At 35.5% G+C, this 11864-nt stretch carries 9 protein-coding genes; 1 reads left to right on the top strand and 8 read right to left on the bottom strand.

All coding sequences use genetic code 11. The features are described 5' to 3' along the window. Positions 1-358 precede the first annotated feature (358 nt). The 6 genes from NKMY2_RS02515 to NKMY2_RS10700 form a co-directional block, all read right to left on the bottom strand. Complete coding sequence (locus NKMY2_RS02515) at positions 359-1096, bottom strand: hypothetical protein (RefSeq protein ID WP_042684126.1); 738 nt, start codon at positions 1094-1096, stop codon at positions 359-361. A gap of 38 nt (positions 1097-1134) precedes the next feature. After that, positions 1135-4047 (bottom strand): BPTD_3080 family restriction endonuclease, encoded by a 2913-nt coding sequence (locus tag NKMY2_RS02510; RefSeq protein ID WP_076613369.1) that lies wholly within the window; start codon positions 4045-4047, stop codon positions 1135-1137. Then, positions 4047-6584: a site-specific DNA-methyltransferase gene (locus NKMY2_RS02505; RefSeq protein WP_320408948.1), complete on the bottom strand. Its 2538-nt coding sequence runs from the start codon at positions 6582-6584 to the stop codon at positions 4047-4049. Before NKMY2_RS02505 ends, NKMY2_RS02510 begins: the two co-directional genes overlap by 1 nt. 97 nt (positions 6585-6681) lie before the next feature. Further along, complete coding sequence (locus NKMY2_RS02500) at positions 6682-6924, bottom strand: hypothetical protein (protein ID WP_042684122.1); 243 nt, start codon at positions 6922-6924, stop codon at positions 6682-6684. 1 nt (position 6925) lies between these two features. Then, positions 6926-8041 (bottom strand): tyrosine-type recombinase/integrase, encoded by a 1116-nt coding sequence (locus tag NKMY2_RS02495; RefSeq protein WP_177316500.1) that lies wholly within the window; start codon positions 8039-8041, stop codon positions 6926-6928. 90 nt (positions 8042-8131) lie between these two features. Further along, a complete protein-coding gene (locus NKMY2_RS10700; protein WP_157832420.1) occupies positions 8132-8293 on the bottom strand; it encodes a hypothetical protein in 162 nt (53 codons plus the stop codon). Positions 8294-8667: 374 nt separating this feature from the next. On the opposite strand from NKMY2_RS10700, the gene NKMY2_RS02490 reads away from it, so the two are divergent. Then, complete coding sequence (locus NKMY2_RS02490) at positions 8668-10587, top strand: helicase C-terminal domain-containing protein (RefSeq protein ID WP_042684117.1); 1920 nt, start codon at positions 8668-8670, stop codon at positions 10585-10587. Position 10588: 1 nt separating this feature from the next. Here the strand turns inward: NKMY2_RS02490 and NKMY2_RS02485 are convergent, their stop codons facing one another. After that, entirely contained in the window at positions 10589-11383 is a 795-nt protein-coding gene (locus NKMY2_RS02485) for a GNAT family N-acetyltransferase (RefSeq protein ID WP_042684115.1), read from the bottom strand. Positions 11384-11419: 36 nt separating this feature from the next. Next, positions 11420-11824, bottom strand: coding sequence for a hypothetical protein (locus NKMY2_RS02480; RefSeq protein WP_042684114.1), 405 nt, complete (start codon positions 11822-11824; stop codon positions 11420-11422). Positions 11825-11864 lie beyond the last annotated feature (40 nt).

Here is an 11864-nt window from a genome sequence, read left to right as displayed (position 1 = left end):
GAGGGATTATTACTGTACAGCATGTAGCGTGGAGAATTCCTACTGGAACCCTTCGATGGTATTTTGGATTATGCTGTTACATACAGGACATTTGGTAGATATTGTATTGGAATAGATACAGCCGCATCGATTGCATGCCTTGACTTGGTTTTTCCTGATGAACATTCCCATAGTATGGTGAATCGATTATTTAATTGGAATTGTTCCTGAAAATACGGTACGTCATATCACAATTAGGTCTTGCAATTGTGTATAGAGGTAGTAAATTGAGAAATTTTGATGATTATATGACGAACGAAAATTGCGGATCCCCAACAATTAAGCATTCGACTTTGTTTTATTCATAATACCGTACGTCTCATGGCAACATTATTCCATGCATATCAATATGCCAATTTCCTTTGAATAATTTTGTCAGTACAATCTCTTTATCTGTATTTTTTGTATAAACTGATTCTAAGATTTGCTTTTTTTGTTTATTATGTATTAATTCTCGTAATTTACCCACATGAATTGGATCTAGTTTTTCTTTTACTTCTTGTATTTTTTTTCTTGGATTACGATATTTTGAAATTAATTTATCGGCTGTAAAAAAATTTACAATTTTAGAGGATTCGGAATGAACGGTGATTTCATTATGTCTTGTATCTATTTCAACGTGATGAATATTACCATCTATGATGTGAAAAGGAATGTCTAACGGACTAACCAAATACGTTCTAGCATAGAAATTAGGAGTTGCTTGTAGAACTTCTGTATCGTCCAGTATTGTTGGAAATGCATAATAAAATGGAGGTTGACGACCAAGTAAGAGAGTAAAGAGTTCGACTAATTCATAAAGTATGACATGCTGATCATGTTTCCTGTTATTATTGATAGAGAATTTGTAAATTCCATTCCTTTGACTGGTTGGTCTTTTAAATTGTAATCCTAAGCCAATTTGTACATTAGGTACAGAAATAGAAACATCTAAACCATTTATTGCCTCATGATGTAATGTGAATCCCTGTAAGAATGCATTTGGATAGAGATCACGTATATCTTGTAAAAGATTTTCACTAACATTAAGTTCTAATGTTTTTTCTGAAGCCTTCACATCAAGTTAACACTAGTAATTTGTTATAGTTTTTTCTGTCAAACAGTCACTTTTTTGTTTTTGCGACAATCTCTACACCATGATTGAGGTCGTACTATTCCATCCATGTTTCTAAAACCAAACATGGTGTCAATTTGTTCTCTTGAATTAGCTACTTTGCTACATACAGGACATTTTGCGTTAATTTCACTTTTGACTTCCATCTTTGAGTGTTGTGTAATTTTTGGTTTTACTTCCGACGGACCAAAGGCTACATCCCATACCCAAGTGCCAAATCTGCCATCTTCATTTACGGCATTTATCCATTCATCAAGCGCCTTCCTTTTTGCTTGGTTTTGTTGCGAATCTTCACCTTTGATTTCTAAAACAAGTGTAACTCCATTAGCAAGTCGAATCAGATAATCTGGATAATACTTGTGAACTGTACCATTGTACACATATTGTATTTCAAATCCAATGTGGTCATTTTTTGCCCAAGATTCAACCTCAGAATTTCGTTCGAGCTCATAAGCAGTACTCATCTCCCATCGACTATCGTGTACAGCATGGCTGATATGGGATTTTTTGGTCCACTCATTTGGTTTTTTGGTGTACCAAGGTTGCATGTCTGATGTTGATTTGATTGGCTTTTCTTTGTTGAATACTAGTGTTCGTTTTTCTGTGTTTTCAAATTTTATTGCTTCAAAAATATGCTGGGCTACTTTTGTCATATTAAATGCAATAGTGAGTCGCTTTCGTAATTCTTCACTTTCTAAAATATTCAAGACTTGGATTTTTCCAGACTTGATAAATCCTTCAACAAGATTTACTAGTTGTAACATTAGTTCTTCTTTGTTTCCTTTCCATTCATGGTTAAAATTATCATAAACATCTCTTGCGGCATGAAAGATTAACCACTGCATTCTAACTTTCTTTCCTAATTTTTCAAGATCAATATCGGACATTTTGTCAATTGCAGGTTTTCCATCTATTACTTGTGCCATATCTACGGTAACACTTACTTCGTCAGGTCTGAGTTCTAATGTTTTTACTTTACTCCAATCAAGGGATAATTTTGGAGAGTAAACTCGTTCTATTCGATCAACGTTAGGCCATGAAATTTTGTGTTCTATTTTGTCGGAATCCGCTTCAATTCTTGTTTGTGGTGATGGAGGTGGTGGAGGTGCATCAGTACTTCCTTCATGCGGTAAAAAGGTAAACGGCACACCAAAAATATTCACATACTCAGGATCAAAAAAGCCTGTTTCTGGATTAATTTCATATGAAGTTCTTCTAAGTCCTCTACCTACTACTTGTTCACATAATAATTGACTGGTAAAGGCTCTCAAACCCATAATCTGAGTAACGGTTCTTGCATCCCAGCCTTCAGAAAGCATCGAAACTGCGATAATATTCTGAATTTGTTCTCCAGGTTTGCCTATTTTCCCTACAGTGTCTACTTTTTCACGTAATTCTTCCTCTTTAGACTTACTAGATATTTTTGTATCATTTTCTGAATCTGTCGTGTTATCTTTTTCTATGGATTCCTTTTCCTCAGCGGCTTTGAGAACTTTGGAATCAATATGAAGGATTTTTGTAGGATCAGTAAGTTCTTCTAATTCAAATTTTTTGTTTTCAAAAGAGAATTTTATTCTAGCAGCTGTCTCGGTTCTGTTGCATACGGTGATCATGACTGGAGGAACTTGCGATTTATTTTCGTCCCATTTTTTCTTTGTTGCAAGCCAATCTTCTCCTAATAAGTAATATGCATTTTTTATTAAATCTGGCAGTGGTTCTTCGGGTTTTGCCCTTCTGTTGATATCTTCTTTGACATCAGGATCTTTGTAGATATGATAAAATCTTGAACGATAATCTTTACTGAATTTTCCACTATCATCTCGAATTGCAATTCTTGGAGTTTTTACCAAACCAGATTCAATAGCATCATTAAGAGAAAAATCTGAAACAACCCATTCAAAGAGAAGTTCTTCTGATACATTTTTTCCTGATGGTATAAATGGAGTAGCAGAAAGATCGTAGCACTTTGAAATATTTCTGGTAGCATGAATTTTGTCTAGTCCTTCCATCCATCGTGTAGCTTCTTCAATAATTTCTTCATCAGCATCCAATTGAATTTCTGGTTTTATTCTCCATGCGTGATGTGCTTCATCATTTATTACGGTGATGTTTGTTGCAGATGACATTTCACCAAGAATTCTTCTTGTGAATGCTTCGTTACTTTCTCTCCCTTTTTTGACAACACTTCGTTTACTTGCCTCCAATGGCATTAGAGTATGCCAATTATGTACTACAACACGGCCTTGCCTTAATTTATCAAACAAAGAATCAGGCACTATTCTGAACTGTATGTAGACACTATCATCTACGGATGGCTTTAGAACTTCTAGTCGATTTTTTACGGTTAAACCTGGTGCAATTACAAGAATGTTTTTTGAGAATCTAGTATCTGTCGGATAAGTAACTTTGTTAAGAATTTGCCATGCAGTTAACATTCCCATGACCATAGTTTTGCCAGAACCTGTGGCCATCTTTGAGCAGATTCTTTGAAAAGGACCTCCATCTGAAGGAATGAAAATTCCTTGTTTTTCGTTGTCTGTAGCTTCAGTTAACCAGATTATGGTTTCAATGGCTTCTAATTGACAAAAAAAGAATGGATTAGTTCTTTCTTGCGGATCGTTCCAAAATTCTAACAATCGTTTTGTGATTCCCGTAACGTTAGAATAACCATTTTTTCTCCAATCATCAACGCGATTTCTAATTTGGTTAACTAGCGGTAATTCACGAAATTCTCCTGGATCATCAAACGATTTAGAATCTTTAGACGCTACAAGATAGCCTGCAGGTCTTCGTCCTTGTTCCAAAACAAATTTACGTTTTTCTCGATCGTATTTCCAATGAGATTTTGGTTCCTCAAATGGACTATTAATTATTAAATGATCAATCTGTGACATTATTCAACCTGTAGAATTCTTAATGACTCAATACCGCGATCGTCAATGATTTTTACTGCCATTTGCTTATTTGCACCTGGAATAAATGGTAATGATATTGTACCACTATATTGTTCAAGTAATTCTTCATTGATTTCTGTTTTGAGAGTTTTTCCTAACTTGCCCCACACATCAGTAGCTCTCGACATTGGGAAGAAAACTTGTTGTGGATACAAACTTCTTCCATCATAATCAGTATCAAGCATCCACATGGATATTCGTGAAGAATCGCCGGATTCAATTTCACCTGTTTTAGTGTTATAGTAGTCAAAACCATTAACTTCTACAACATATTTGTTATCTTGATCTTTCTTTAATTCAACATCGGGTTGTCCCATTAGCCAAAATGATTCATTGTTAGATCTTTCCTTTTTAAGATCTCCAGTGAGTAGATCTGCATTCATTTGAACTTTTAAGATAGTCACACCAGGCCAATTGAGTTCATCAATATCCTTTGCTGCTTCGGGATCAAATTGAAAGGCTGCAAAAACAATGATTTTTGGTTTAGGTACAAGTTTTTGTGCCTCATCAATAGCAAGAGATACTTGTCTTTGTTCTAAAGGTGCATATTCTGGTCCAAATGATACAACTACTCGTTTTGGTTCTTTTTCTTTTGTTTCTGCATCTACCTGTAACCATTGTGTTCCAGAAAGTATTTCTGCTCTACTAAATTCAATTTTTTGGCCACTCTTACCGCGGATTCCTGTTTTTAGAAGTTCGTTTCTCCATTCATCTTGACGTAGCGTTTCACCAACACGAGATAATGAGATATCTATTTCAGACTCTAATTTTGGATCAGAGTCAAATGATTTAACAATTGGTGATGGAACAGCTTCTACTGTAAATGGACCTGTAACTCTAGTTTTTGTTTTATCTATTAATGGGTGATCATATAGTATTTCTTGCGGTGGTAGTTCATTGTTTGCAATTGATTTTAAGGTAATATGCGGCACTGTTTTGTATTTGAAACCAGATCTTGAACCCTCATTTGGATGAGCAAATTCATAGTAATCAAACAAAGATGTCATAAGACGTTGTTTTGCCAGAGTAATCGCTACTCTTGATGAGTCACATGTAATCCATCGTCGTCCCCATTTTTCAGCGGTAAATGCAGTTGTACCTGAGCCACAAGTAGGGTCGAATACAAGATCGCTTGGATCCGTTGTCATTAGCATACAGCGACGAATAGCTTCGGTTCCTGTTTGAACCACAAATATTTTGTTTTGTTCTGATATTTGTTCAATCCATAGGTTTGTTAGTGGAGTAAATGGAAAATCATCATAATAGTACTTGTAACGAATGTTATTACCTTGTACAAAAATCCTATCGTTTTTTGCTAATTTTTCTAATCCTTCAATTGAACAACGCCAACTTCTTCCAGGTGCAGGAAAATAGGTTTTACCTTTATAGTTAAAACCTATATTTGAAGATGTTCCGCCTGTTGTTGAGTTTAGACTACTACTTGAAAAAGGGTTAAGTTTTTTTCTTTCATTTTCATCAAAGGTGTTGACATTAATTATTTTCTCTTTTATCTCTGCAAAGCAAAATCTAGAATAATCAGCTTCTTTTTCTTCGTACAATTGGTGATATTTTAATTGTTCAATATTCTTTGCATACCAAACAATATAGTCATTTAGAGTAGAAACAAATTTACTTGTAGATGTACTCCTAGTTCTAATCACAATAAGACTAACAAAATTATTTGCCTGAAATACCTCATCCATCAGTTCTCGTACATGATGTACATTCTCATCACTAATTTGCACAAAGATTGAACCTGATTCCGTAAGCAATTCACGTGCTAGCAATAAACGATCACGGAGATATGTTAAGTATGAATGGATTCCAAGTTCCCAAGTATCCCGAAATGCCCTAATTGTTTCTGGTTCTTGAGTAAGGTCCTCATCCTTTCCATCTACTACATTTTTTTTATTTACAAAGGGTTGGAAATTGGAACCATATTTGATACCATATGGAGGATCGATGTAGATCATTTGTATTTTTTCTTTCATGCCTTCTTTTTCCAATAATGAGTTCATTACTATCCGTGAATCTCCTGCAATTAGTCGATTGGACCAACTTTGATCATGTTTGTAAAATTCGATTGCTTCCCTTAATGGTGGATTATTTTCAGGAGAACCAAAAAATGGAAATAATGTTCTCTGAACATATTCACTTCTCGGGTGTTTAAGGACTTTCTCAATAATCGTCATTGGATCAATTCTTTCATGAACATGAAGAGAAACTGTATCTACTTCAAAATTATTATGTTCTTTTTTACCGGCCCAAATAAGCTGTGGATCTAGATGAGGATCATAAGAATAGTGTTTTGTTGGTAATTCCATATCTGTTTCAGGTGTAACTAAACCCACTGGCGGGTTATTGACTCGTTTCGTATAATTATGAAAATATTGTTTAATTTTATCACTTGGCTGAGTTCCTTCAATTGGAATATTTTTGGCTTTTTTTGATGATTTTTTTCTTCTAATTTTTGCCAATTATTATGAATAAAAATAATATGACTTAAAACTGATCTTCTATTTTCAGTTATTTTCAGGCATAAATTTCGATATAAATTACAAAGTGAATAACGCATCATTTAGTTTTCTTCCTATTATGTATCAATTTAGAATTATTTTTTATGATTGAAGGTGTTTGGATTTCTTTTTGTAAAAATTGAGAAACTTCTATTTCCTGTTCAAGTAAATTAATAATAGATTGTTCTAGGCTCGTAGAATCTAATTCCCAATCTTTTGTCATTTCCTTCAATCGATCTAAACCTTCTTTTCTGATTTTAATCAATGAATCCAAAATCCTAATAGCTTTTTCAACTGTCAATTTAATTCAATGATATAATTGAAGAAGGAACTTCGATACTGTTTGTCCTGAGATAGTCTTGAAGATTACTAACCACTTTCTCTAGCTTTACATACTTTTCAGATAGATCTTTGATGTTTTGCTCAACTGCTTTAAAATCAGAAATTGTAAGATATGGTTCTGCCTTCAAGTACAGTTCTCTCTTCTGTTCTTCTGACAAGACATAGTAAGTATCCATATAGAATCCATGACCAATCAATGCTTCTGCAAAGTCTCTTCCACAAACATTTCCTACAGTTGTCCTAAAGTATTTGCGGAATCCATGAAAATGAATTGTCTTACGACCGTTCTCATTTCTCATATCAAGTTCTGGGATCTTTTCAACATGGGTTTGCAATGACTTTTGCAGGCATAACTGTGCGCAGCTCTTCTCGTTTTCAGGATGCTTGTACTTTATTTTATTGCTCATCGTCCTTGAGAATATTATCTGATTCAACAAATGAGAATTGTTTTCATTTTCTTTCCAGCCAAAATTACTTGTCAGATAGTCCTTGAGTGCTTTTGTGGCCTCTGCTGTGATAAATGTCTCCCTTGATTGTCTTGTCTTTGTAGTGTCTGATCTGATCTTGATCTTTGTTGGAATAGATCTAAAATCAATATCGGATAATCGTAACTGTACAATTTCACCAATTCTCATACCGCTTGCAACTGCAACTAATATTGCTGTCTGAAGCTTTGGTGGTGAATTATGTAGTAAACGTACAATCATCTCCTTTGTTATTGGTTCATCTCGTACAGTGACTATTCTAGGAGATTTTACTAGCTGTTTGTATTCATCTGTGCTTATTTTTATTCCCAGATATCGCAAATATCCTTTGATACCACTCATGTAGGTTCTGATAGTTCTTGCAGTGTTGCCTTTTTTGTCCCTATACACTACAAGGTCACGTAAAAAAGAATAGATGTCAATCTCATCATTTTTGACCTTCTCAATGAGTTGTATCTCATCTATTGAATATCTTTCATTGAGAAATTCCCGTAGGACTTTGATTGATAGACGATACGAAATAACCGTGCTCCTACTATGAGACATCACATAAACTGAATCTAGGAATAAATCCGCCTGGCTTGCTTGCACAATATACATTATACACTTTGTATATATAATGTTTATTCATTATATATAATATACATTGTATATTGATTGATTTAGCTGTTTAGAAAAAATTTAGGCAAATTCTAGTGCTTCTGGTGCACAGTGCTTGTGGACCCAAGTTCCTGATCCGTTTTTAGCTATCTCTTTACCCGGTGAGATCTGGTCGCCGCATTCGACGCAGGATGTTTTGAATTTTGCTTTCATGATTCCAGTATGGTTTGTATTCTTTATCAACGGTATCATTGATTGAGTATTGATTAGTGGTTAGCTAAAAATCACGCAGTCTACAATTGTGAACTACTGCAGGACAAGTCCATAACAGCTTCCTGCTTCAGCGACCGAGTTTCTGATCTCTACAGGCGTGCATTCCCGCAGTCCCTGTGGTAATATGTCTGAACCCAATCCTGTTTCGGCTTTACATGGTAACAGGTAAAAGTTCATATCAATACCATGACGTTCTTCCACTTTGCCTAGCTCTGACATGTGCATATTATGAATTCGTTAGATTTGTGATGACGGTTATTATGTTATTACCTGCAATTCGTCACAAAATAATCTGAGATTCTCTTGCCTCCAGATTTATAAAACAACAGCTTTTGCTTTCATCAATGCAGTTTGATTCTTACGGCAACAGAATACGGACTGGTTCAAGTGTTTCTGATGTAGATTTTAAAAAGGCAAGTATGCATGAGCCACTCTCCCTGATGGACGCGCTGGATCTGGTCGGAAAATATGTGGGAAAGGAGCCGACCCAGAAACAGCGAGATATAATCAAAAAGATCCAGCATGCGATGGGATCAGGCTACAAGAAAATTCTTCTTTCTGCCCCGACAGGTACTGGGAAAAGCTGGATTGCGATCGCATTGTCATTATATCTCAAGTCTTCTACTGTTCTTACTTCTACTGTTCTTTTGCAGGACCAGTACAAAAATGAGTTTGGCTTTTTTAATACGGTGCGGGGAAAAAAGCGGTTTTTGTGTGAACAGTCAAACCGAGTTTTTGATTGCACACAAGGCTACTGTAACGACTGTGCATACAGACCGCAGCCGGAATCATATACGATTTTCAAGCGCGGAACTATGGCTGAAACAATAACAGGTGACGACCTTCCAAGAAAGTGCCCGTATTATGACCAAATAGAGATTGGAAAAAAATCAAGCTTTGTTGCATATTCGTACGCATCATATCTTTCGCATTTGTTATCAGGGGAAGAAATGCCAAAGAGAAAATTATTGGTGTGTGATGAGGCGCATGAGCTAGACGAAGAGCTAGCAAATCAGCTTGCAACCAATCTTAACGGATTCTATGGTGAAATTTTGGGAATAGAGATGCCCAAGTTTTCAGTTGATTCCAATATAGACAGCATCAGAAATTATGTAAATTCGTTTTCAGACACGTTTCAAAAAAGAGAATCTATCATGAAAAACTGTGCAGAGCACACATTATTCTTACAGTCAGAGGATCATATCAAAAAACACTATTCCTGCATCAGACACGGCGTCAAAATCAAAGACGGCTGCACTTCCTGCGGTAAGGTGCGAGAGTACATCAAGACAAAGGAATTCCTAAAATGTAAAGAACATGTTGACTGTGAAAACGATCACAGATACATTAACCATTTTGTGCTAAACGAGCTGAAGAATTATACTACAAAAATGAAAATCCTACAAAAGGGACTGTCGTCATCTGATCAAAACTACATCATTACCGACATCCAGTCAAAAACACAGGATCAAGGAAAAAACCTCCCGTATAATTTTGATGAAATCACAATCAAACCGTGGCACATACACTGGTTTATGGATGAGCTTACGGGAAATTTTGACATTACATTATTCATGTCAGCTACAATAAATCTAGAATTATTCTGCAAGGAAACCGGATTTAGAAAAGATGAGGTTTTCTTTATCAATGAAGATTCCAACATTCCAAAAGAAAATAGGAAAATTGTTTTTCTCAAAACTGAATATATAGAATCAGGCGATACAGAGTCGGTTCTTCCACAGAAAATCATATCACAGATTGAGGCTATTTTGAAGATTAGATCGGAGCAACGTGGAGTAATTCTGCTTACGAGTTATTCCCAAATGGACTATATTTTGGAAAATATTGCACCGCATTTAAAAACAAGACTGCTTCCGCTATACAAAGGCCAAGACAAAGGGGAGGCGTTGGAGCTTCACCGAAACACAAAGAACTCTGTCCTGATATCGCCAGGATTGGAGTCTGGCGTGAATTTGCCTGATGATGAGAGTAGATTCCAGATTATTGTAAAGGCGCCATACTATCCCACAATGGACGATATGCGAATGAAGAAAATTTACAACTCAGAACCTGACCACCGTAGATATTACTTGAAATCCGCTTTCAGGCTATTGCAAATGGCAGGACGTTCAGTCAGGCATGTGAAAGATTATGCAATGACATATGTTCTTGATTCAAAGGCAGAAAGAATGGTATATCACCAGAAAAATGATCTTCCAAAATGGTTTATTGAGGCGTGTGACGGAATTTCTTTTTCAAAATAATTCATAATTCTTTTTTCATAAGGCAGAAGAGCATTCTCTTGTCCAAGTCTTTCATTTTTAACTTGATTTTTTGCTGAGCCAAGATCTGGATTCGTCTTGAGTTTTGTTCATATCCTTTGTTTTGCATATAAGACAAAATCTTTTTCATACCAGCTTTTGTGCCGTTCAGATAACCAACTTGTAGTACATCATCATCTATTTCAGAGTCATTCCAGATGCCGACTGCCAGAGTTTTTTTGTTTTGTGTGAAAACAAGTATCTTTTTCTTTTTTATTAGCTCAGACATAGCAGGTTTGTCAAATTCGAACCATTTCCATGACTTTGAATATGTATCGGAGTCAATTAGGTTTTCAATCTGTTTCGAATTGATAGCTGGAATGACGAGAGATTGTTTTCTTTTTGGTCTTATGTTATACAGATACCACTTATCTTCAATTTTATAGCCAAGGGATTTTGCAAGCTTGATTGATTTTTTGTTGCCATTTGATATTATCATCCTTGAAATTTTGTAGTTTTTTCTTTTGGCAATTTGTTCAGTCTTTAAAACAAGGCTGCTTCCATATCCCCTTTGCCAAAATTTTGGATTAATTCTCAATCCTTCAACCCAGACTTGGTTTTTTGAGAATGAGGCATGGCAGACGCCAATTGGTTTTCCTTCATGCTCCATTGTAAGAAATACTCCATCTTTTAGCCAGAAATCCCAGACATTTGCAATATAATCAATTCCTGAATATGGGCTTTGACAAAAATCCAAAACTGGTTTTTTATCGGATTTGGTAGCTTTTCGAATTTGCAACTTTATGATTTAGTGTTTGGTAAATTATGTTTCTTGTTATTTGACGTTATTGATTGAGTTCTTTATGGTATTGTATTTTGTCTTCGCACTGTTTGCCTGAGGGAGCTTTGCTTTTACGTCGGCTGGTTTTTTCTTTGTGTCAGCTAGCTTTGCTTTTACAGTCGGTTTTGGTTTAGGTTTTTCCGGTTTTTTGACTTCTTTTTTGTCCAATTTTGCTTTTTCTTTTGGTTTTACTTTTTGAGCTAGATCTTTTGGCTTTTTGTCGTTGTTACTCATGTCAAGAGATTCGGTCAGGTTGATGCGGAGCTCTTTTGCAGATGCCGACGTCATCAATGAAATAGAAAGAAAACATGCAATCACACCCATCAAAAGAGATTTGTTCAGGTGAAAGTGATGTGGTTTTTGAGGTATTTTTTCTGATCGCTGGTTTTGTTTTAACATTGACAATGCACCCTAGTTGAATCTCTTTGCAAATGACTGA

The organism is Candidatus Nitrosotenuis chungbukensis (assembly GCF_000685395.1).
Lineage (GTDB): Archaea > Thermoproteota > Nitrososphaeria > Nitrososphaerales > Nitrosopumilaceae > Nitrosotenuis > Nitrosotenuis chungbukensis.
Note: the sequence above shows the minus strand (reverse complement) of the source record. Positions and strands in the feature narration are given on the sequence as shown.

Bases quoted from the DNA above. Each gene is read 5' to 3' on its own strand.
- NKMY2_RS02480 (WP_042684114.1), bottom strand. From the start codon at position 11,824: ATGTTAAAACAAAACCAGCGATCAGAAAAAATACCTCAAAAACCACAT.
- NKMY2_RS02510 (WP_076613369.1), bottom strand. From the start codon at position 4,047: ATGTCACAGATTGATCATTTAATAATTAATAGTCCATTTGAGGAACCA.
- NKMY2_RS02490 (WP_042684117.1), top strand. From the start codon at position 8,668: ATGCAGTTTGATTCTTACGGCAACAGAATACGGACTGGTTCAAGTGTT.